This window comes from Variovorax sp. LjRoot175 (assembly GCF_964253805.1).
Lineage (GTDB): Bacteria > Pseudomonadota > Gammaproteobacteria > Burkholderiales > Burkholderiaceae_C > Variovorax.
The window spans coordinates 5,935,174-5,956,445 of the sequence record NZ_CAXURY020000001.1; the positions used below are offsets into that span (position 1 = coordinate 5,935,174).

The 21,272-nt window shown below is 68.7% G+C and carries 22 protein-coding genes; 15 read left to right on the forward strand and 7 right to left on the reverse strand.

All coding sequences use genetic code 11. From position 1 onward, the window contains the following. The first annotated feature begins 6 nt into the window (after positions 1 to 6). Genes ACSQ89_RS29430 through ACSQ89_RS29465 form a run of 8 tightly spaced genes read left to right on the forward strand, consistent with a single transcriptional unit; the run spans position 7 to position 8,572 of the window. Positions 7 to 813 (forward strand): citryl-CoA lyase, encoded by an 807-nt coding sequence (locus ACSQ89_RS29430; protein ID WP_436294158.1) that lies wholly within the window; start codon positions 7 to 9, stop codon positions 811 to 813. Beyond that, complete coding sequence (locus ACSQ89_RS29435; RefSeq protein ID WP_436294157.1) at positions 810 to 1,946, forward strand: CaiB/BaiF CoA transferase family protein; 1,137 nt, start codon at positions 810 to 812, stop codon at positions 1,944 to 1,946. The genes ACSQ89_RS29430 and ACSQ89_RS29435 overlap by 4 nt, the downstream gene beginning before the upstream one ends. Positions 1,947 to 1,983: 37 nt before the next feature. After that, complete coding sequence (locus tag ACSQ89_RS29440) at positions 1,984 to 2,949, forward strand: Bug family tripartite tricarboxylate transporter substrate binding protein (RefSeq protein ID WP_436294156.1); 966 nt, start codon at positions 1,984 to 1,986, stop codon at positions 2,947 to 2,949. Between the two features lie 47 nt (positions 2,950 to 2,996). Beyond that, positions 2,997 to 4,211: an amino acid ABC transporter substrate-binding protein gene (locus ACSQ89_RS29445; RefSeq protein ID WP_436294155.1), complete on the forward strand. Its 1,215-nt coding sequence runs from the start codon at positions 2,997 to 2,999 to the stop codon at positions 4,209 to 4,211. Between the two features lies 1 nt (position 4,212). Next, on the forward strand, positions 4,213 to 5,079 hold the full coding sequence (locus ACSQ89_RS29450; RefSeq protein ID WP_436294154.1) for a branched-chain amino acid ABC transporter permease: 867 nt from the start codon (positions 4,213 to 4,215) through the stop codon (positions 5,077 to 5,079). After that, positions 5,079 to 6,827 (forward strand): branched-chain amino acid ABC transporter ATP-binding protein/permease, encoded by a 1,749-nt coding sequence (locus ACSQ89_RS29455; RefSeq protein ID WP_436294153.1) that lies wholly within the window; start codon positions 5,079 to 5,081, stop codon positions 6,825 to 6,827. The genes ACSQ89_RS29450 and ACSQ89_RS29455 overlap by 1 nt, the downstream gene beginning before the upstream one ends. Further along, entirely contained in the window at positions 6,820 to 7,524 is a 705-nt protein-coding gene (locus ACSQ89_RS29460) for an ABC transporter ATP-binding protein (RefSeq protein WP_436294152.1), read from the forward strand. Before ACSQ89_RS29455 ends, ACSQ89_RS29460 begins: the two co-directional genes overlap by 8 nt. A gap of 22 nt (positions 7,525 to 7,546) precedes the next feature. After that, positions 7,547 to 8,572 carry a uroporphyrinogen decarboxylase family protein gene (locus tag ACSQ89_RS29465; protein ID WP_436296603.1) on the forward strand — a complete coding sequence of 342 codons (1,026 nt, stop codon included), beginning with the start codon at positions 7,547 to 7,549 and terminating at the stop codon, positions 8,570 to 8,572. A 371-nt stretch (positions 8,573 to 8,943) separates the two neighbouring features. Here ACSQ89_RS29465 and ACSQ89_RS29470 read toward each other — a convergent pair whose 3' ends face one another. Genes ACSQ89_RS29470 through ACSQ89_RS29480 form a run of 3 tightly spaced genes read right to left on the reverse strand, consistent with a single transcriptional unit; the run spans position 8,944 to position 10,747 of the window. Further along, positions 8,944 to 9,522 carry a molybdopterin-dependent oxidoreductase gene (locus ACSQ89_RS29470; protein ID WP_436294150.1) on the reverse strand — a complete coding sequence of 193 codons (579 nt, stop codon included), beginning with the start codon at positions 9,520 to 9,522 and terminating at the stop codon, positions 8,944 to 8,946. A gap of 49 nt (positions 9,523 to 9,571) precedes the next feature. Continuing rightward, on the reverse strand, positions 9,572 to 10,231 hold the full coding sequence (locus ACSQ89_RS29475; protein WP_436294149.1) for an NUDIX hydrolase: 660 nt from the start codon (positions 10,229 to 10,231) through the stop codon (positions 9,572 to 9,574). 3 nt (positions 10,232 to 10,234) lie between these two features. Then, positions 10,235 to 10,747, reverse strand: a complete 513-nt coding sequence (locus ACSQ89_RS29480; protein WP_436296604.1) for a MarR family winged helix-turn-helix transcriptional regulator — start codon at positions 10,745 to 10,747, stop codon at positions 10,235 to 10,237. A gap of 74 nt (positions 10,748 to 10,821) precedes the next feature. On the opposite strand from ACSQ89_RS29480, the gene ACSQ89_RS29485 reads away from it, so the two are divergent. Both ACSQ89_RS29485 and ACSQ89_RS29490 read left to right on the forward strand, forming a co-directional pair. Further along, positions 10,822 to 11,739, forward strand: coding sequence for an EamA family transporter (locus ACSQ89_RS29485; RefSeq protein ID WP_436294147.1), 918 nt, complete (start codon positions 10,822 to 10,824; stop codon positions 11,737 to 11,739). Between the two features lie 146 nt (positions 11,740 to 11,885). After that, positions 11,886 to 12,299 carry a hypothetical protein gene (locus tag ACSQ89_RS29490; RefSeq protein ID WP_093107366.1) on the forward strand — a complete coding sequence of 138 codons (414 nt, stop codon included), beginning with the start codon at positions 11,886 to 11,888 and terminating at the stop codon, positions 12,297 to 12,299. A 9-nt stretch (positions 12,300 to 12,308) separates the two neighbouring features. On the opposite strand, the gene ACSQ89_RS29495 is transcribed toward ACSQ89_RS29490, so the two are convergent. Then, complete coding sequence (locus ACSQ89_RS29495; protein WP_436294146.1) at positions 12,309 to 15,353, reverse strand: FAD-binding and (Fe-S)-binding domain-containing protein; 3,045 nt, start codon at positions 15,351 to 15,353, stop codon at positions 12,309 to 12,311. A 14-nt stretch (positions 15,354 to 15,367) separates the two neighbouring features. Beyond that, the gene (locus tag ACSQ89_RS29500) at positions 15,368 to 16,066 is read right to left on the reverse strand and encodes a GntR family transcriptional regulator (protein WP_436294145.1); all 699 of its coding nucleotides are present in this window, start codon (positions 16,064 to 16,066) and stop codon (positions 15,368 to 15,370) included. Positions 16,067 to 16,178: 112 nt separating this feature from the next. On the opposite strand from ACSQ89_RS29500, the gene ACSQ89_RS29505 reads away from it, so the two are divergent. From ACSQ89_RS29505 to ACSQ89_RS29515, 3 genes are read left to right on the forward strand one after another with little or no spacing between them, the layout of a single operon-like run. Further along, positions 16,179 to 17,420, forward strand: coding sequence for a pyridoxal-phosphate-dependent aminotransferase family protein (locus ACSQ89_RS29505; protein WP_436294144.1), 1,242 nt, complete (start codon positions 16,179 to 16,181; stop codon positions 17,418 to 17,420). Between the two features lie 34 nt (positions 17,421 to 17,454). Continuing rightward, positions 17,455 to 18,435 (forward strand): Bug family tripartite tricarboxylate transporter substrate binding protein, encoded by a 981-nt coding sequence (locus ACSQ89_RS29510; RefSeq protein WP_436294143.1) that lies wholly within the window; start codon positions 17,455 to 17,457, stop codon positions 18,433 to 18,435. Then, the gene (locus ACSQ89_RS29515) at positions 18,432 to 19,211 is read left to right on the forward strand and encodes a fumarylacetoacetate hydrolase family protein (RefSeq protein WP_436294142.1); all 780 of its coding nucleotides are present in this window, start codon (positions 18,432 to 18,434) and stop codon (positions 19,209 to 19,211) included. Before ACSQ89_RS29510 ends, ACSQ89_RS29515 begins: the two co-directional genes overlap by 4 nt. Here the strand turns inward: ACSQ89_RS29515 and ACSQ89_RS29520 are convergent. Both ACSQ89_RS29520 and ACSQ89_RS29525 read right to left on the reverse strand, forming a co-directional pair. Further along, positions 19,189 to 20,034, reverse strand: a complete 846-nt coding sequence (locus ACSQ89_RS29520) for a GNAT family N-acetyltransferase (protein ID WP_436294141.1) — start codon at positions 20,032 to 20,034, stop codon at positions 19,189 to 19,191. The genes ACSQ89_RS29515 and ACSQ89_RS29520 overlap by 23 nt on opposite strands. Positions 20,035 to 20,051: 17 nt before the next feature. Further along, entirely contained in the window at positions 20,052 to 20,246 is a 195-nt protein-coding gene (locus ACSQ89_RS29525) for a hypothetical protein (protein ID WP_093107159.1), read from the reverse strand. A gap of 81 nt (positions 20,247 to 20,327) precedes the next feature. Between ACSQ89_RS29525 and ACSQ89_RS29530 the strand changes: the two genes are divergently transcribed. Both ACSQ89_RS29530 and ACSQ89_RS29535 read left to right on the forward strand, forming a co-directional pair. After that, complete coding sequence (locus tag ACSQ89_RS29530) at positions 20,328 to 20,654, forward strand: DUF6172 family protein (RefSeq protein WP_093107158.1); 327 nt, start codon at positions 20,328 to 20,330, stop codon at positions 20,652 to 20,654. Next, a complete protein-coding gene (locus ACSQ89_RS29535; protein ID WP_093107157.1) occupies positions 20,651 to 21,190 on the forward strand; it encodes a hypothetical protein in 540 nt (179 codons plus the stop codon). Before ACSQ89_RS29530 ends, ACSQ89_RS29535 begins: the two co-directional genes overlap by 4 nt. Positions 21,191 to 21,272: the final 82 nt, after the last annotated feature.

Below are 21,272 nucleotides of genomic sequence, written 5' to 3' on the forward strand. Positions count from 1 at the left end.
ATTTTTATGAAGATCGGCAAGGCCACCGTGCCGCGCACGTCCATCTGCACTTCGGACGCCCACACCATCGTCATTCGCGGCCATGACCTGTCGAAGGAGCTGATCGGCAAGCTCTCCTTCGTCGACCATTTCTTCCTGCTGCTCACCGGGGAGATGCCGACACCGGGCCAGGCCGCGGTGCTCAACGCCACGCTGGTCGCGATCGCAGAGCATGGGCTGGTGCCCAGCGTGCAGGCCGCGCGCATGACCTTCGCCGCGGCGCCCGATGCGATGCAGGGCGCGGTGGCGGCGGGCATCCTCGGCTGCGGCTCGGTGGTCCTGGGCTCGTCGGAGACGGCGGGGCGCATGTATGCCGAGATCGATGAGCAGGTACAGGCCGGCAGCGCGCTCGACGAGGCGGCGCTTTCGGTGATGAAGGCCTGGCGCGCGGCGGGCCGTTCGATTCCCGGCTACGGCCATCCGCTGCACAAGGAGCGCGACGAGCGCGTGGGCGCGCTGTTCGATGTGGCCAAGGCGGCGGGCACCGACCTGCGCTTCGTCGAGATCGCGGAAGCATGCGAAAGGCTGCTGCCCGAGGTGCTGGGCAAGCCGCTCAAGCTCAACGTGTCGGGCGCGATCCCCTCGGTGCTGCTGGGCGCGGGCTTTCCGGTCGAAGGGCTCAAGGGCGTGCCGATGCTCGCGCGCACCGCGGGGCTGATCGCGCACATGGTGGAAGAGATCCGCCAGCCGATCGGCTTTGCGCTCTCCTACCAGGCGACGCGCGAGATGGAATACGACGGCGAGCTGCCTCCGGGCTTCGGGAAGCACGAATGATCCCTGTATTGAAAGGCCTCAAGGTCATCGAGCAGGGCACCTTCATCACGGGGCCGGCGGCCGGCATGCTGCTGGGCGACCTGGGGGCCGACGTGATCAAGGTCGAGCAGCCGAAGACGGGCGACCCCTTCCGCGCCTTCAAGAACGGCCTGTACAGCCCGCACTACCAGACCTACAACCGCAACAAGCGCAGCATCACGCTCGATACCAAGGACAGCGCCGATCGTGAAGTGCTCGACGCGCTGATTGCCGATGCCGACGTCTACATCCAGAACTTCCGGCCCGGCGTGGCGGAGAAGCTGGGCGTGGGCGCGGAGCGGCTGCAGGCGCTGAACCCGAAGCTCATCTACGTGGCGATCAGCGGCTTCGGCGCCACCGGGCCTGCGGCCAACCGGCCGGCCTATGACACCGTCGCGCAGGCGGCGAGCGGGTTTCTCAATCTGCTGGTCAACCCCGAGAACCCGCGCGTGGTCGGCCCTGCCATTGCTGATTCGCTGACCGGCTTCTACGCGGCCTACGGCGTGCTGGGCGCCTTGTACGAGCGCAGCCACACCGGCATCGGCCGCAAGGTCGAGGTGTCGATGCTGGAGGCGATGGCGCACTTCAACCTCGATGCGTTCACGCACTTCTTCCAGGTCGACGAGGTGATGGGGCCGTACAGCCGGCCGAGCGTGTCGCAGTCCTACGTGCTGCGCTGCGCGGACGACAAGTGGATCGCGCTGCACATGTCCTCGCCCGAGAAGTTCTGGCAAGGCCTGGCGGTAGCGATCGAGCAGCCCGACATCTTCCAGGACCCGCGCTTCGCGACCCGCGACGCGCGCATCGACAACCAGGAGGCGCTGATCGCGCTGCTGGGCGAGCGCTTCCGCACGCAGACGCGCGACGAATGGTGCCGCCGCCTGCAGCGCGAGGACGTGCCCAACGCGCCGATGTACGACACCAGCGAGGCGCTGGAAGACCCGCAGGCCAAGCACCTGCAGCTGATGACCTCGGCCGAGCATCCGGTGATGGGGCTGTTTCGCACGGTGCGTTCGCCGGTCAGCTTCGACGGCGAGCGCGCGCTCGAGGTGCGGCCGCCGCCGATGCTGGGCGAGCACAGCGACGAGATACGTGCCGCGCTGAAACGCAAGTAGATAGCAAGTAGATAAATAGAGACAACGGAGACAAGCGATGACGATCAAGACAACGATGCGCACCCTGCTCGCCGCGGGCGTGCTGCTCATGCTGGGCACGGCTCAGGCGCAAGACAAGGGGCCGATCAAGATGGTCGTTCCCTTCGGCGCCGGCACCACCACCGACACGGTGGCGCGCGTGGTCGGCGAGGGGCTGGGCAAGGCGCTGCAGCAGACGGTGATCGTCGACAACCGCGCGGGCGCGGGCGGCTCGACCGGCAGCGACATGGTCGCCAAGTCGGCCCCCGACGGCCGCACGCTGGTGATGGGCACGGTGGGCACGCACGCCATCAACGCCGCGCTCTTCAGCAAGCTGCCCTACGACCCGATGCGCGACTTCGCGCCGGTGGCCTTCATCGGCTATACGCCCACGCTCTTGGTGGTGGCGGCCGAGTCGCCGCTCAAGTCGCTGAAGGACCTGGCCCAGGCCGCCGCGCGGCCGCAGGGCGTGACCTTCGCCTCGGCCGGCAACGGCACCTCGGGGCACCTCGCGGGCGAGCTGCTGGCGCAGCGCCTGGGCGGCAAGATGCTCCACGTGCCCTTCAAGGAAGGCGCGATGGCGCTGACGGGCGTGATCTCGTCGCAGGTCGACTTCATGTTCTATCACCCGGCCGCGGTGATGCCGCAGATCAAGGCCGGCAAGCTGCGCGCGCTGGGTTCCAGCGGTGCGGTGCGCAGCGCGGCGGCGAGCGATGTGCCGACGCTGATGGAGCAGGGCATCGCCGACTTCGACCTCGTTGCGTGGTTCATGTTGTACGCGCCGGCCGCCACGCCCGCCGCCACGCTGACGCAATTGCGCACGGCCAGCGCCGCCGCGCTCGCGCAACCCGATGTGATGGCGCGCCTGCGTGACCAGGGCATCGAATCGAAGCCGATGCGCGCCGAGGAGATGCAGCCCTTCAACAAGACCGAGCTCGGCAAATGGGCCGGGCTGGTCAAGCGCTCGGGTGCGCAAGTCGACTGACAGCTTTCGTTCGTTTCGCTCACAAGAACCTAAAGGAGACAGGAACCATGAAGACGCAGAACCTCAGAAGCATCGGGCGGCGCACCGCCATGGGCGCCATCGCACTGGCCGCGGCCGGCTTCGCGATGGCACAGCAGCCAACGGGTGCGCCGATCCGCATCGGCAGCACGCTGGCGCTGACCGGGCCGCTCTCGGCCACGGCCCAGATCCACAAGGTGGTGGGCGACATCTACATCGAGCAGCTCAACAAGCGCGGCGGCCTGCTGGGCCGGCCGGTGGAGTGGGTGGTGAAGGACGACCAGTCCAAGCCCGACCTGGCACGCACGCTGTACGAGCAGCTGGTCACCGCCGACAAGGTCGACCTGCTGATGGGGCCCTATGCCACCGGCGCGATCCTTTCGGCGATGGGCGTGGCGCAGCGCTACAACAAGGTGCTGGTGCATCACACGCTGGGCATTCCCTCGCTCGCCAAGTACGACATGCAGTTCCCCGCCTGGTCGATCGGCTCCGACCCGGCGACCACCGTGCCCAACACCTTGTTCGACGCGCTCGCCGCCTCGCCCAAGCCGCCGAAGACAGTGGCGGTGGTGACCAGCAAGTTCCCCTCGATCCAGTTCATGAGCGCGGGTGCGCGCGAGGTGATCAAGAAGCGCGGCCTGACCGAAGTGCTGTTCCTCGAATGGGATTTCGGCAACCGCGACTTCGGCCCGATCGCCAACCGCGTGAAGGACGCCAAGCCCGACTTCGTGTGGGTCGGCGCCATCGGCCTGGAGGGCAACCTGCTGCTCGACGCGATGAAGAAGATCGACTATTCGCCGCCGCAGCACTTCTACCTGTACCCCGCGCCCGGGCCGCTGCTCGCGTCACCGGATGCGAAGAACGCGCTCTCGGCCACGATCTTCGAGGCGCAGCCGCCTTTCACTTCCAACTTCGGCGCGGCCGAATTCGTCAAGCTCTACGCCGAGCGAGCCGCGAAGGCCGGCTTCACCGACACCTCGGTCGAGACCCAGGCCGCTGCCTCGTACACCGCGTGGCAGATCCTCGAGGCCGGCGTGGTCGCGACCAAGAGCCTGGACGACAAGGCGATCGGCACCTGGCTGAAGGCGAACAAGGTCGACACGCTGCAAGGCAAGCTGCGCTTCGACGGCACCGGCAACTTCGGCGACGACCTGATGCGCATCAAGCAGATCCAGGGCGGCAAGTGGGTGGTGGTGTGGCCCAAGGAGGTCACCTCCGGCGGCGCCAAGCTGATCACGCACTGACATGTCGGGCTTCACGCTGCCCAGCATCTCGCTGCTGTCCCAGTCCATCCTCTCGGGCATCTTCGTCGGCGCGCTGTACGGGCTGATGGGCCTGGGCCTCAGCCTGAGCTGGGGCCTCCTGCGGCTCATCAACCTCGCGCACTTCGCCTTCGCCTTTCTCGCCGCCTACCTCTGCTACCAGATGGCGACGATGGGCATGGACCCGCTGCTGACGCTCGTCGTCATCGTGCCGTTCTTCTTCGCGCTCGGCGCGGGCCTGCACTGGGTGATGGTGCGCTTCAAGGTGACGCCCTTCAATTCACTCTTGCTGACCTTCGGGCTCACCGGCATCGCCGAGAGCGTGATCCAGTCGATCTGGACCGCCGACTTTCGCAAGCTCGAATCGAGCTACGGCGAAGAGAAGTTCAGGATCGGCGGGCTCTTCGTGCCGGTGCCCGAGCTCATCACGCTGGTGCTGGCCGTGGGCCTGGCCTTCGCGGTGTGGGCGGTGCTGCGCTTCACCGACCTGGGCCGCGCGATGCGCGCCGCCGCGCAAGACGCGCCGGTGGCCGCCGCTTTCGGCGTCAACCAGAAGGCGCTGGGGCTGGTGCTCGCTGGCACCTGCGCGGCGCTCGCCAGCGTGGCCGGCGTGTGCCTGGCCCTGAGCTTCACGCTCGCGCCTTCGCAGATGTACGCGTGGGTCGGCGTGGTGTTTGCGGCCGTGATGCTCGGTGGGCTGGGCAGCGCGCTCGGGCCGCTGGTCGCGGGCACGCTGATCGGCGTGAGCGAGGCCATCACGATGGCGGTGACCGCGCCCTCGTGGGCGCCGATCGTCTCGTTCACCTTGTTGATCGTGATCCTGATCTTCAGGCCGGGGAAGACGGGCTGATGAAACGCACTCCACTGATCATCCTCGCCGCGGGCGTCGCGCTGGCCGTCGTGCCGCAGCTCGGCCTGCCGGCCTTCTACGACTCGCTGCTCTACCTGATGCTGCACTGGATCGTGCTCGCGACCTCGTGGAACATCCTGTCGGGCTATTCGGGCTACTTCTCCTTCGGGCACGGTGCCTTCTTCGGCGCCGGCATCTACACCAGCGCCAACCTGATGGCGCGCTACGACTGGCCCTTTCTGTGGACGCTGCCCGCGGCTGCGCTGGTGGCCGCGGTGCTGGGCGTGGCGCTGGGTGCGGTGGTGTTCCGCGTCAAGGGCGTGCGCGGCGAGCTGTTCGCGCTGCTCACGCTGGCGATCACCTTCGTGATCGGCACCATCGTGGTCAACACGCCGCTGGACGGCGGCAACGGCGTCTCGCTCGCGGCGGTGCCGGTGCCGAAGATCGGGCCGACGCCGTCGTCGACCTTCTACCTGCTCGCGCTTGCTGCGGCGATCGGCACGCTGCTGATCGCGTGGGGCATCCAGGTGTCGAAGTTCGGCGCCGGCCTGTTCGCGATCCACGACGACGAGGACGCGGCCGAGGTGATGGGCGTGCCGACCTACCGCTACAAGCTGGTGGCGCTGGCCGTCTCGTGCGCGCTGGCCGGCGTGGCGGGCGGCATCCACGCGCTGTTCCTCTCGTACGTGACGGCGGGCGAGGTGTTCACGATCACGGTGCCGCTGACGGTGGTGCTGATGAGCGTGCTCGGCGGCACGCGCCACTGGGCCGGGCCGGCAATCGGCGCGGTCGCAATCACCGGGCTGCTCTACAGCTTCACGGCCGCCGACCATGCAGTGGCCGGCAAGGCGCTGATCGGCGTCATCCTGATCGCGGCGATTCTGTTCATGCCAGACGGCATCCTGGAACGCGTGCGGCGCACCTTGGGACGCACTTTGCGGCGCGCACCGGCCGCGAAGCCGGCCTTGCCTGCAGCGGCCGAGGTGCCGGTCCGCACTTCAACCGCGGTCGCGCAGGGCGATGTGCTGCTGCGCGTGCAGGGCTTGAGCAAGGCCTTCAAGGGCGTGCGCGCGCTCGGCGGCGTGGATGTCGACGTGCGGCGCGGCGAGATCCTCGGCCTGCTGGGGCCCAACGGTTCGGGCAAGTCGACCTTCATCAACGTCGTCAGCGGCCATTACGCGCCCACCGGCGGCGCGATCTGGTTCGAGGGCCGCTGCATGAACGGGCTGCCGGCACACCGCATCGCGGGCAGCGGCATCGCGCGCACCTACCAGATCCCGCGGCCCTTCGGCCACTTGAACGTGCTGCAGAACGTGGCGATCGCGACCATGTTCGGCGGCGCGGTGCGCGACCCGACGGCGGCCGCGAAGCAGGCGCGGACCTGGCTGGAATTCACCGGCCTCGAGGACAAGGCGCACGCCCGGCCCGACGACCTCAACCTGCACCAGCGCAAGTTCCTCGAGCTCGCCCGCGCGCTCGCCTCGCGGCCGCGGCTGGTGCTGCTCGACGAAGTGCTGTGCGGCCTGACGCCGCACGAGATCGACGGCGCGGTGGCGCTGATCCGGCGCATCCGCGAGCAGGGCTCCACCATCGTCTTCGTCGAGCACGTGATGCGCGCGGTGATGGCGCTGACCGATCGCATCGTGGTCTTCAACCACGGCGAGCTGCTGGCCGAAGGCGCGGCCACCGACGTGATGCAGCGGCCCGAGGTGATGACCGCCTACCTGGGAAAGGCCGCCCATGCTTGAGGTACGCGATCTGCAAGTGGCCTACGGCGCGGCGCAGGCGCTGTGGGGCGTGTCGCTCGAGGTGCGGCCCGGCGAGCTGCTGTGCGTGGTGGGGCCGAACGGCGCCGGCAAGACCACGCTGATCAACGCCATCGCCGGCATGCTGCGTGCGCGCAGCGGACACATCATGCTCAACGGGCAGGACATCACGCAGCTGCCCGCGCACCGCTTCTGCGAGGCCGGCATCGCGCTGGTGCCCGAGGGCCGGCGCCTCTTCACCGGCATGAGCGTGCAGGAGAACCTGGAGCTCGGCAGCTACCTGCCGCATGCCAAGGCGAAGCGGCAGGAGACGCTGGCGCAGGTGATCGAGCTGTTCCCGGTGATCCGCGAGAAGCTCGCCAGTCCGGCGGGCGAGCTCTCGGGCGGACAGCAGCAGATGGTCGCGATCGCGCGCGCGCTGATGGCGCGGCCGCGGCTGCTCTTGCTCGACGAGCCGTCGCTCGGCCTGTCGCCGCGCATCGTGGGCGACATGTTCGCCGCGATCCGGCGCATCAATGCGGACGGCATGTCGGTGCTGCTGGTGGAGCAGAACGTCGCGATGGCGATGGAGGTCTCGCAGCGCGCCTACGTGCTCGAGGAAGGCCGCATCGTGGCCGAGGGCGTGCCCGACGAGCTGCTGGCGCGGCCCGAGATCCAGCGCGCCTACCTGGGCGTTTGAACCACTCTTATCTGGAGAAACCATGCTCTTCCCCACCACCATCGTCGGCAGTTTCCCGCAGCCCGAATGGCTGATCGACCGCGCCAAGCTGGCGGGGCGCTTTCCGCCGCGGGTGCGGGCGCGCGAGCTGTGGCGCATTCCGCCGCAGTACCTGGAGGAGGCGCAGAACGACGCCACGCTGATGGCGATCCGCGCGCAGGAAGAGGCGGGCCTCGACATCGTGAGCGACGGCGAGATCCGGCGCGAGAGCTATTCGAACCGCTTCGCGACCGCGCTCGACGGCATCGACCTCGACAACCCGGGCACGGCGCTGGACCGCTCGGGCCATCCGAACCCGGTGCCGCGCATCGTGGGCCGCATCCGCCGCCGCCATGCGGTGGAGGTCGACGACCTGAAGTTCCTGCGCGCCCACACCGACCGCCAGGTGAAGATCACCGTGCCCGGGCCGTTCACGATGCTGCAGCAGGCGCAAAACGACTTCTACGGCAGCGAGGAAGAGGCGGCGATGGACTATGCCGACGCGGTGAACGCGGAGATCCGCGATCTCTTCGCCGCCGGCGCCGACGTGGTGCAGATCGACGAGCCCTACATGCAGGCGCGGCCCGAGAAGGCGCGGCAGTACGGCTTGAACGCGCTGAACCGCGCGCTCGACGGCATCACCGGCACGACCGCGGTGCACATTTGCTTCGGCTACGCGGCCATCATCCACGAGCGGCCGAGCGGCTATTCCTTCTTGCCCGAGCTCGCGCAGTGCAGCTGCAAGCAGGTGTCGATCGAGACCGCGCAGTCGCGCCTGGATTGCTCGGCCCTGGCCGCGCTGGACGGCAAGCGCGTGATGGTGGGCTGCATCGACCTCTCGACGCCCGAGGTCGAATCGGTCGACACCATCGTCGAGCGCATCCAGCGCGCGCTGCCCTACGTGAAACCCGAGAACGTGATCCTCGCGCCCGACTGCGGCATGAAGTATCTGCCGCGCGATGCGGCTATTGGCAAGCTGCGGGCGATGGTCGCGGCGGCGAAGGTGCTGCGCAAGGAACACGCGGCCTAGGGCCCGCGCGTGGTGCCGGCCGCTCGCCGAAGGCAGCGAGCACCTTGGTAAGCGTTTTGTCATGCCTGAAGCAGCACGAAGACAAGCGTTCTGTCCTCCTCAAACAAGGGCGCAGCGCTCATGTCCACGTTTGCCTTCACGCCTACATTGAGGCCCCAGGCAAGGCCCGCCACTCGAATTGACGCGACGGGTCTGTCAGTAGGAATCAAATTCGGAGACACGTATGCGATCTGCCGCCCTCCTTTTCAGCCCCTTCGCGACGTTGGCATTGGTCCTTGCCTTTGGCTGGCCCGTGCTGCTCGCATGCTTTGCTCTTGCATTGAGTACGCTTCTTTTCTCCACGGCCGACACCCACGCACCTTCGCCAACAATCAACCGCGCGTGACCTCTATGCTGTAGAGCCCCCAGGGGCAGAGGGCGAATCGTTCCTTGAGCGGCTTGTCCTTGAACGCGGCGAGCGTATCGGCCTCATAGATCGCCCACTGCGGGCCCAGCCCTCCCAGCGCGAGCGGAGCGCCGTCGATCTCGGTGGCAACGATCATCCGATAGCTGCGCGCGTCGGCCATGCGCAGCGGTACGACGTAGCCGTCCACCGCACGAAGGGCCAGCATCGCGTCGCCGGCCACACCCGCGGCCTCCACCACGCTGGTCAACAGCGGGCCCGCGAGCGAATGCGCCTTGGCGTCGTACTCGAGCGTCGGTTTGATTCGAACGACCGGCAGGCGGCGCAATGCCTCGGAGTCGAACACATAGGCCTTGTCGAACTTGACGCTGTGCTTCGCCATCAATTGGTCGAGCGCCGGATCGACGGGGCCTCGGTTGGACTTGGCTATCGCTCCGCTAACGGTCAACAGACCCGGACTCTTGCGGGTCGGCTCTGCAGCCGATGCGTGAATTGCAGGCAACAGCCCGGCGAGCGTGGCGGTGCCAAGGAAGTGTCGTTTGTTCATCGGTCGATTGTGGGCGGTGCGTCTGCATTCGTCCATCGCTGCGCAGCCCCTACTTGCGCGCAAACAAGGGCTGCTCGAAATGCGCGACGCGCACGGTGCGCCCGGCGATGCACAGCTCGCGGAACTGATAGAGGAAGGCCGCCGTCGGCGCCGCGATCCAGGTGTCTCCGACCGGCATGCGCAGCACCGGGTGCTCGCTGTCCTCGATGGGATCGAGCAGGGGCGCATCCGCGCGCATGAACTCGGTGAGGGGAATGCGATGGATGCTGGCGACCTCGGCTTCGCTCGGCACCAGCGCGCGTGCGGCGCCTGCCCAGACGACGACCGGCGTGATCGCGAAGCCGGAGCGGGTGACGAAGTCGTCGAGGCGGCCGAGGATCGCGCCCTCGTCGAGCTCAAGGCCGACTTCTTCGTGCAGTTCGCGCAGCGCGGCCTCTTCCGGAGACTCGGCGCCGTCGATGCTGCCGCCCGGCAGCGCCCATTGCCCCGGGTGGTTGCGCATGTGGGACGGGCGTCGGGTCAGGAGCACGGCGGCGTCCTGACTCCACGCCGCAGGTGTGCGAAGCCCCGCCAGCGCTGCGCCGAAGCCTTCCTCGACGAGCGCCAGCGCCACGGCCGCACGCTTCGAGCCGGGGGCGCTCAGCGCCTGCCGCTCGAAGCCGCCAAGCCGACCGGCGATCAGGGCACGCAGTGTGTCATCGAGCAGCATCGATCACTCCCGAGGCTCCAGCGCGGCCAGCAGCAAGGCCAGCCGCGCATCGAGTGCGGCGAGGTCTGCAGACTTGATCGAGGCGAGCAGCCGCTGCTCGTTCTCGACATGCGCGTCCACCGCGCGATCGATCAGCTTCAGGCCGGCGGGCGTGAGCTGCACCAGCGTGCTGCGCGCGTCTTCGCGGTTGGCCACGCGCTTCACGAGGCCGCGCGACTCCAGCCCCTTGAGGCGGTGCGTCATGGTGCCCGAGCTGATCATCAATGACGAAAAGAGGGCGGTCGGCGCCAGGCAGTAGGGCGCGCCGGAGCGCCGCAGCGTGGCCAGCACGTCGAACTCCCAGCGCGTCATGCCGAAGTCCGAGAAGCATCGGTCCAGTTCGCGCTGCAGCAGCGCCGCGCAGCGCTTGATGCGGCCGATGGTGCCCATCGCGCCCACGTCGAGGTCCGGGCGCTCGCGGCGCCACTGATCGAGGATCGCGTCCACCGCATCCGCCGGTCGCTTCTTCGCACCCATCGGCAAAACCCCATTTATCTTGAAGTCAAGATTATCTGCTAGGCTCCATTTATCTTGACGTAGAGATAAATGCGATGCGCAACACACAAGGCTCGATCGCCTGGACCGACGTCCTCCTGACCGCTTTCGCCCCCGCCATCTGGGGCTCGACCTACATCGTCGCGACCGAGCTGCTGCCGCCCGACCGGCCCTTCACCGCGGCCCTGCTGCGCGCACTGCCGGCCGGCCTGCTGCTGGCGCTGTACTGCCGGCGCCTGCCGGCGCGCGGCGAATGGGGCCGACTGATCGTGCTGTCGGCGTTGAACATCGGCTTCTTCCAGGCGCTGCTCTTCGTCGCGGCCTACCGGCTGCCCGGCGGACTGGCCGCGGTGGTCGGTGCGATCCAGCCGCTCTTGGTGATGGGCCTTGCCTGGGCGCTCGACCAGCGCCGGCCGCCGCAGCTGGCGGTCGGCGCCGCGGTGCTGGGCATCGCCGGCATGGCGGCGCTGCTGCTGTCGCCGGGTTCGGTGTGGGATCCGGTCGGCATCGCCGCGGCCTTGGCCGGCGCCGCCTGCATGGCGGCCGGCACCTACCTGACGCGACGCTGGCAGCCCGCGATGCCGGTGCTGGCGCTCACCGGCTGGCAGTTGCTGCTGGGCGGGCTGATTCTCTTGCCCATGACCTGGGCCATCGATCCGCCGCTCCCGCAGCTGACCGGCACGCAAGTCGCGGCCTATGCCTATCTCTCGATCGTCGGCGCGCTGCTGGCCTATGCGCTGTGGTTCCGCGGCATCGCGCGCCTGTCGCCGGTGGCGGTGTCCTCGCTCGGCCTGCTGAGCCCGCTCACGGCAGTGATCCTCGGCTGGGCCTTGCTGGGCCAGGCGATGCGCGGGCTGTCGCTCGTGGGGCTGGTCGCGGTGCCGGTCAGTATCCTCGCCGTGCAATGGGCCATGAGCCGCCGGGCCGCTCCCAAGGCGAATACCGCAGCGCGCAGCGCGGAGGTTACTTACTGAGCCCGCAGGCTTCGACGACGTCCCTTCAGGGCGCGCGCTGACGCCGCTCGAACAGCGGTTGCAGGAGCATCATCGTGTCCACGAAGCCTGCGGATGGAGCGTTTGGGACTGCCGCAGGCGCTTTCGCCCTTCTTTCGGAGAATCCCGTGAGCTTCAATCGCTGTGCATTTGTCAAAGGCGCCTTTTCAACCGCCGTGGTGGCCGCCGCACTCTCGGCTTCCGCTGCGGCCCATGCCGAGGTGAGCTGGTCCATCGGGATCGACGCCCCGACTTACTACGAGCCGGAACCCGTCTACTCGAGCCCGCCGCCGGTCTACTATCAACCAGCGCCCCCCACTTACTACGAGCCGCCGCCGCCGCCCGCTTACTACCGTCCGGCGCCGAGGTACTACGGACCGCCACCGCCGGTCTATTACGAGCCGGACTATCGGTATGGTCCACGCCCCGTGGAGCGGCCAAGGCTGAGCGACATGCAGCGACGCGCGCTGGACAACTGCGTCCTGCTGGCGCCGCGTGAACAACCCAGGTGCCGTGCCACGGTCATGTCGACCGTCCGCTAAGCCGTCGGGTCAGCCCCTCAGCGCGTCGAGCAGCCGCGCCACGTGCACCGCTTCGCGCTGCGCACCGTCGGCGATCTGGTGCCGGCAGCTGGTGCCGTCGGCGACGATGATCGCGTCGGGGTTCTTGCGCACTGCCGGCAGCAGGCTGGCCTCGGCCATCTGCATCGACACCTCGTAGTGCGAGGCTTCGTAGCCGAAGCTGCCGGCCATGCCGCAGCAGGAGCTTTCGATCAACTCCGGTTTCGCGTCGGGAATGAGCCGCAGCACATCGAGGATCGGGCTCACCGCGCCGAAGGCTTTCTGGTGGCAGTGGCCGTGCAGCAGGATCGGCTTGCCGGCAGGCTTGAGCCCCAGCTTGAAGCGGCCGGCCTTGGCTTCGCGCGCGATGAACTCCTCGAACAGCAGCGCTTCTTTCGCGACCGTCTCGGCCTTCGCGCCCAGGCCCATCACCAGCGTTTCGTCGCGCAGCGTCAGCAGACACGAAGGCTCGAGGCCCACGATCGCGATGCCGGCCTCGGCCAGCGGCAGCAGCGCATCGACGAGCGCGCCGGCGCGGGCCTTGGCTTCGTCCACCATGCCATTGGCGAGGTACGTGCGGCCGCAGCAGTGGTGGCCGCCGTCCTTCTCGACCGTGTGCAGCATGTAGCCCGCGGCCTTGAGCACGCGCGCCGCAGCGAATGCGTTCTCGCTTTCGAAGGTGCCGTTGAAGGTGTCGACAAACAGCACCGCGACCTTGCGTCCCACGCAGGCGGCGGCGATGGCCATGTCGCGATTCACGAACATCGAGGCATCGCCGGCGCGCCAGAAGGTGTCGCTGCGCCATGCGGGCAGCGAGCGCTTGGCCGAGAGGCCCAGCAGCCGCTCGCCGAGCCAGGCCGCGCCCGGCACGCTGTTGCGCAGGTTCATGAGCCAGGGGAAGCGACTCGCGGCGTGCGCGTAGTCGGGCAGCCGGGCGATCAGCCGGTCCTTGAGCGTGTGGCCGTGCTTCTTCTTGTAGTGGGCCAGGAACTCGATCTTCATCTTCGCCATGTCGACGCCGGTCGGGCAGTCGCGCTTGCAGCCCTTGCAGCCGACGCACAGGTCCATGGTTTCGTACATGGCCTCGCTGGTGAAGGCCTCGGGCCCGAGCTGGCCGGAGACCGCGAGGCGCAAGGTGTTGGCGCGGCCGCGCGTGAGGTGCTTCTCGTCGCGCGTCACGCGGTAGCTCGGGCACATGGTGCCGGCGTCGAACTTGCGGCAGTGGCCGTTGTTGTTGCACATCTCGACGGCCTTGGCGAAGCCACCGCTGACGTCGCCGCCGGTGCCGGGCGCGGTGGTCTCCTCGGTCACCGGGTCGGCCTGCACGTTCCAGGCCGACCAGTCGAGCACGGGCACCAGCGGGATGCGCCTGTAGGGCCTCGGCGCCGACGGCGGCGCGAAGCGGAACAGGGCACCGTCGTCCATCTTCGGCGGATCGATGATCTTGCCGGGGTTGAAGAGGTTGAGCGGGTCCAGCTTGTTCTTGATGGCGCGGAAGGCCTCGTTGATCGCGGGGCCGAACTGCCATTCGATCCATTCGCCGCGGCACAGGCCGTCGCCATGCTCGCCGCTGAAGGCGCCCTTGTACTTGCGCACCAGCTCGCTCGCCTCTTCGGCAATGGCGCGCATCTTCGCGGCGCCGTCGGTGCGCATGTCGAGGATCGGGCGCACGTGCAGCGTGCCGACCGACGCGTGCGCGTACCAAGTGCCGCGGGTGCCGTGCTTGGCGAACACGGCGGTGAGGCCATCGGTGTACTCGGCCAGGTGCTCGAGCGGCACCGCGCAGTCCTCGATGAAGCTCACCGGCTTGCCGTCGCCCTTGAGGCTCATCATGATGTTGAGGCCGGCTTTGCGCACTTCCCACAGGTTCTTCTGCGCCGCGTCGTCGGGCATCTGGACCACGCTGCCGCGCAGGCCGAGGTCGCCCATCAGGTCGGCCAGGTCCTTCAGCTTGGGCAGCAGCCAGGCCTTCTCGCTGCCCGAGAACTCGACCAGCAGGATGGCCGCGGGCCGGCCGATCAGGGCGGTTTCGACGGTGGACTTGAACGCGGGGTTGGCGAGGCTCAGCTCGATCATCGTGCGGTCGACCAGCTCGACCGCCGTCGGCCCCAGCTTCACGATGTGCTGCGCCGCGTCCATCGCCGCATGGAAGCTCGGGAAGTTGACGATGCCGAGCACCTTGGCGCGCGGCAGCTCGGCGAGCTTCAGCGTCAGGCTGCGCGTGTAGGCCAGCGTGCCCTCGGCGCCGATCAGCAGGTGCGCGAGGTTGACGCTGCCGTCGGCGGTGTAGGGCTTCTCGCTCTGGTTGTCGAAGATGTCGAGGTTGTAGCCGGCGACGCGCCGCATCACCTTGGGCCAGCGCTCGGCGATCTCGTGTCGGTGCTGCCTGGCGAGCTGCTGCACGTGCAGCGCGATGTCGGACGCGCGCGCGCCGAGCTCCGAGACCGGGCCGAAGTCGACCAGCTCGCCGTCGGACAGCCAGGCGCTCGCGCCCGCCACGTTGTGGACCATGTTGCCGTAGGCGATGGAGCGCGAGCCGCAGGAGTTGTTGCCGGCCATGCCGCCGAGCGTGGCCTGCGCGCTGGTCGACACGTCGACCGGGAACCAGAGCCCGTGCGGCAAGAGCTGCGCATTGAGGTGGTCGAGCACGATGCCCGGCTCGACCGTGGCGCGGCGCGCCTCGACGTCGAGATCGAGCACGCGCCGGAAATGCTTGCTGTTGTCGATGACGAGCGCCGCGCCCGTGGTCTGGCCGCACTGGCTGGTGCCGCCGCCGCGCGCGAGCACCGGCACCTTGAGGTCGCGCGCGATGTCGATGGCGGTCGCGATGTCGCGCTCGGTCTTCGGCACCAGCACGCCGGCCGGCATGATCTGGTAGATCGAAGCGTCGGTCGCATAGCGGCCGCGCGAGGCGGCGTCGAACAGCACCTCGCCCTCGGTCTCGGCGGCGAGGCGCCGTGCCAGCGCTTCGCAGGTTTCGTTGGGCGGCAGGACGGTACCGGCTGGCTGGAGATGGCTCGCGGGCTCGATGCGCATGGGTTCTCGTCGATTCAGCTCTTGGCCGCCTGGGCCTTGGCGGGATAGATCTCGCCGGCGCGCAGCAGCTCCAGCACGGTGTCGCGCTTGCGGTTGAGATGCTCGATCATCAGCGTGCGCATCGCGGCCGCGTCGTGTGCGGCCAGGGCCTCGACCATGCGCTCGTGCTCGGCCACCGCGCTCTTCCACTTGGCCTCGTTCTGGTTGGTGCGAAAGCGCAGCGACTGCACGCGGGCATTGATCGAGCGGTAGGTGCTCGCGAGCACGGGGTTCCTGGCCGCGTCGTTGATCGCGGTGTGGATGCGCGCGTTGATGCGGTAGTAGCCCGAGAGATCGCGGCGTGCGAAGCAGGCCATCATTTCGTAGTGCAGCGCGCGCAGCTCGGCGAGCTCCTCCTCGGTGATGCGCTGGGCCGCCAGTTCGCCCGACATGCCTTCGAGCATGGCGAGCAGCTCGAAGGTGTTGACCACGTCCGCCTCGGTGAGCTTGACGGCCACCGCGCCGCGGTTCGGCAGCAGGTCCACCAGGCCTTCGGCCGCCAGCAGCTTGATGGCCTCGCGCAGCGGCGTGCGCGAGACGCGCAGCTGCGCGCTGAGCTCGCGCTCGTTGAGCTTGGCGCCGGGTGCGATCTGGCCTTCGACCAGCATGGTGCGCAGCCGCGACGCCACCTGGTCATGCAGCGCGAGCCGAGAGATTTCAATGATTTCCGCCATGAAATGCATTTTGAATGCAAATAGTGGCCCGCTCAATCGAGGAGACTAGGGGTTAACGAGCACGACAGATCGAATTTTGCATGCAAAACTGAAAAAGAAAGGACAGTCCCGAATGCTTCAACTCGACTTCCATCCCACCGGCAGGCACTTCCTGCAGATCCCCGGCCCGAGCCCGGTGCCGGACCGCATCCTGCGGGCCATGAGCCTGCCCACCATCGACCACCGCGGCCCCGAGTTCGGCGCCCTCGGGCTGCAGGTGCTGGCGGGCATCAAGAAGATCTTCAAGACGAAGCATCCGGTCGTCATCTACCCGTCCTCGGGCACCGGCGCCTGGGAAGCGGCGCTTGCCAACACGCTGAGCCCCGGCGACCTCGTGCTGATGTACGAAACCGGCCACTTCGCCGCGCTGTGGCAGAAGATGGCCGCGCGCCTGGGCGTGTCGACCGAGTTCTTGGCCTGGTCCGGCAGCGACGAGCAGCTGCCGCATGCGCCGAGCTGGCGCCGCGGCGTGCAGGCCGACCTGATCGAGGCGCGCCTCGCCAAGGACACGGAGAAGAAGATCAGGGCCGTGTGCGTGGTGCACAACGAGACCTCGACCGGCGTCACCTCCGACATCGCCGCGGTCCGCAAGGCCATCGATGCGGCGGGCCATCCGGCGCTCTTGATGGTGGACAGCATCTCGGGCCTCGCGAGCGCCGACTTCCGCCACGACGAGTGGGGCGTGGACGTGACCATCAGCGGCTCGCAGAAGGGCCTGATGCTGCCGCCGGGCATCAGCTTCAACGCGCTCTCGCCGCGCGCGCTGGAAGCATCGAAGAGCGCGAAGCTGCCGCGCGCCTTCTGGGCCTGGGACGAGATCGTCGAGATGAACAAGGACGGCTACTGGCCCTACACGCCCAACACCAACCTGCTCTACGGCCTGGCCGAATCGCTGGACATGCTGCTCGGCGAGGGCCTGGACAAGGTGTTCGCGCGGCATCAGCGCTGGGCCGCCGGCGTGCGCGCCGCGGTCGAGGCCTGGGGCCTGCCGATCCAGTGCGCCGACCCGGCCGTCTACTCCCCGGTGCTGACCGGCGTGATCACGCCCGAGGGCGTCGATGCGGATGCGGTGCGGCGCCTCATTCACCAGCGCTTCGATCTCTCGCTCGGCACCGGCCTCGGCAAGCTCAAGGGCCGCATGTTCCGCATGGGCCACCTGGGCGACAGCAACGACCTCACGCTGGTCGCGATGGTGGCCGGCGTCGAGATGGGGCTCAAGCTCTCGGGCGTGAAGCTCGCCGCGAGCGGCGTGCAGGCCACGATGGACCACTTCGCGAGCCACGCGGCGCCGGCGGCATTGCAGAAGGCCGCCTGAGCCCATTCATTCACCAACAAGGAGACCGCGACTCATGCAACGACGTTCCCTCATCCAGGCCGCGGGCGCGGCGGCGGCAGTCACGCTCGGCGTGCCGCGCGTGTTCGCGCAGGAATGGCCCAACGGGCCGGTGCGCATCGTGGTCGGCTTTCCGCCGGGCGGCGGCACCGATGCGCTGGCGCGCGTGGTGGCGCAGAAGCTGTCGACGATGTGGAACCAGTCGGTGATCGTCGAGAACAAGGGCGGCGTGGCGGGTGTGCTCGCGGCCGAGTACGTGTCGACGCAGCCAAGCGACGGCAGCACGCTCTTGATGGCGCACATCAATAGCCACGCGCTCGCGCCCAGCCTGCAGCCCAAGCTGCGCTACAGCGTGGAGCGCGACTTCGTGCCCATCGTGCTGGTCGGCGTGACGCCCAACCTGCTGATCGCGAGCCCGACGCAGAAGGCGGTGACGGTGAAGGACATCGTGGCCTTGTGCGCCGCGGAGCCCGGCAAGGTGAGCTTCGGCTCGGCCGGCGCCGGCTCGGCGCAGCACCTGGCGCTGGAGATGTTCAAGCTGCAGGCCAAGGTCGATGCGCTGCACGTGCCCTACAAGGGCAGCGGGCCGCTCCTGGCCGACCTCATGGGCAGCCAGATCCAGTACAGCTTCGAGACCATGACCGCGGCCACGCCGCACGTGAAGAGCGGCAAGGTGATCGGCGTGGCGCAGACCCGCATGAAGCGCGCCAAGGGCCACCCGGCCATACCGACGATGCAGGAGCAGGGCTTTGACGGCTTCGAGGCCACCACCTGGTACGGCCTCGCGGGCCCCGGCAAGCTGCCGGCCGGCATTGCCGACAAGATCAACCGCGACGTCAACACGGTGCTCGCGATGCCCGACGTGCAGGAACGGCTCGACACCTACGGCGCCGAGGACGGCGGCGGCTCGCGCGAGAAGTTCAGGCAATTCATCGCCAGCGAAATCACGAAGTGGGCCAAGGTCGTCAAGGACGGCAAGGTGAAGGTCGACGCATGACGGACGTGACGCAGGCGCTGGCCTCGGCCTGGCGCGAGGGCCGCGCGCTCGACGCCGCCGCATGGCAAGACAAGGTGGGCGACGCGGCAGAGGCCTACCTGGTGCAGGAGCGCGTGGCGGCAGCGATGGAATGGTTCGAAGGCACGCCCGTACCCAAGCACTGGAAGTCCGGCGGCCCGTCGCGCGAGGCGGTGCTCACGCATGCGCCGCTGCCGCCGGCCGGCGTGCGGGCGAGCCCCACGGACTTCGGCGACATGCGCTTCAACGCACCGGGCATCGAGACCGAGATCGCGCTGCGGCTGGGCCAAAGCGTGACGCCGGCGCAGGCCGCCGCACTGACGCCGGAGACCGCCGGCAAGCTGGTCGATGCCATGGCCGTCTCCATCGAGATCGTCGATTCGCGCTGGAAAGACGCGGCGCTTGCGTCGGCCTGGTTGCGCCTCGCCGACCAGCAGTCGCACGGCGCGCTGGTGCTGGGCGCATGGGTGCCCTATGCCGCGCGCGACTGGGCCTCGCAGCGCTGCGAGACGCGCATCGGTTCGCGCGAGCCCGTGCTGCGCACCGGCACGCATCCGCTGGGCGACCCGGCCTGGCTGCTGCCGACCTGGCTGCGGCATGCGACGCGCAACGGCGCCGTCGTGCCGGCCGGCACCGTGGTCACGACCGGTTCCTGGGTCGGCGTGCTGCCGGTCGCGCGCGGGGAGGCTGTGGTGGTCGAGTTTCCCGGCATCGGTCGCGCCGAGGCCGCATTGTTCAGCCCAGCTCGAAGCTCGTGATGCCGTAGAGGCGCTGAAGTTCGCAGGCCGGTGCCGTGCCCGCGTACATGCGCGCGGTCTCGAACACGCTGCGCAGGCCCAGCGCCCGTGCCAGCGCCAATGCGTCGGCATTGGGCATGGGAACGTCGAGGTAGACGGGGTCGCCTTCGGGGACGCTGTCGCACAGCGCGGCGTAGAGAGTGCTCGCTACCTCCGGGCGGTCCGCCACCAGCGGGCCGATCTTGTGGCCCTCGCGGCAGCGCCGGATCAGGCCCCAGCCGGCGAGCCGGCCCTGATCCACCCAGGCCAGACCCGTCGCCTCCGGCATCGCGATCCAGGCGCGCAGAAAGGCCTCGCGCGGCGCGGGAAAGATGCGGCGGTCGTTGGCGCAAAGCGCCGCGAAGTCGACGTCGCGAAGCGGCACGATCGGCGCGTCGCCGGTGCGCTCGCTGCGCCGGGCCGTACTGGCAAAGCGGATGTTCTGCCATGCCAGGGAGAAGCCGCTCTTGCGATAGTTGTCCTGTTGCGCCGGCACGCCGTCGAGCCCGACCACATGGCCCGCCAGTCGCGCCATGCCTTTGGCCCAGAGCCGGCGCCCGATGCCGCGCCCGCGCCAGTCCGGCGCCACGATGTACAGGCCGATGAAGCCGAAGCGCCCCGCATAGGAGACGGCGCCGATGCAGCCCACCGCCTGCCCCTGATGCTCCGCGACCAGGAAGCCGCCGGGGTCCGCCGCGTGGAAGGGGTCGGCGTCATGCAGCCCGGGGTTCCAGCCTTCGCGCGCCGCGAATTCGATGACGACGGGCATCTCGCCGCGCCGCAGGGTGCGAATCCTGATGTCCATTCAGTGCGCGCCGCGCATCAATCGGGAGGCGCTTCGTTCCAGGTCGCCGGGTCCACCGCCTTGGGCTCGTTCCACAGGCAGGGGCCGCACATGGTGGCGAGATAGACCAGCCTCTCGGCCTTCATGCCGGCCACCACCGGCGTGGTACCGCACACCTCGCAGGCGTGCGCGTAGTCGGGTACGTAGCGATCGATGGAGGTGATGGGATCCATGGCGCGAATGATCGCGCATTTCGCGCCGCGCTGTCACTGCGTCGGAGGGCGTACGGCACCGCCGGCGCGTTAGGATCGCCCATGAAAAAGACATTCCAGCTCCATATCGAAGGCAAGAACCCCGACCGGGTTCTGGATGCCGTCAAGCACGAGCTTCGCAAATACGTCAAGCGCGAACGGCGGCGCGATCTGCCCGAAGGCGCGGACTTCTGGGACTTCGATTGCAAGTTCGGCCCGACGCCCGAAGCGGCCGAACCGGTTCACCTGTCCGCGCTCACGGCGCTGGTCGACGGCGTGGCGAAAGAGGGCGGCGCGCAGTTCTATGCCGAGATCCTGGCCAAGCCCGGCCATCGCCGCAGCCGGCCCGCGGACGCGCCGGCCGCCGGCCCCGATCCGGCCGCGCCATGACGACCATCCAGGCACGGCGCAGGTTGATCGTGATCGTGCTGCTGTGCGTGGCCGCCGGCGGCGCGCTGCTGCGGCACTTCGCGGCGCCGGGATCGACCGCGCGCGACGTCGGCACGCTGCTGATGGTGCTGTGGCTGCCGGTCATCGGCAGCGTCGTCGCCTGGCTCTTCGCGAAGCTGCGGCGTACGGCGCCCGGGGCCGCCGATTCGTCGGGTTTCGAGGCCCGAAGCGCATTCCATCCCCACGCCCTGGTCGAACTCACGATGCGCGCGTCGCAACTGCCTTCAGAGGACGTGCCCATTGCGGAAGGCGAGTACCGCTGCGCGCTGGTGGTGGACAACGAAGGCTTCTCGGCTCGATGGTTGGTGGCGCCGGGCCGCGCGTTCCGGCGCGGAACGGCGCAGGCGCTTGAAGTCGAGTTCCTGACACCGGCGCTCGCGCTACCGCGCTTCCCGCGGGACGCCGTGTTCCGGATGCTGGTCGACGAGTCCTTCGTCGGCGATGGCCGTGTGCTGCGGGTGCTCGATCGCGCTTGACCCGCACCCGGGACCCCGTGCCGGATAGGCGTTGGCCTACACCGCGACGGGATCGCAAGGAAAGACATTCCGCTGCACCGCA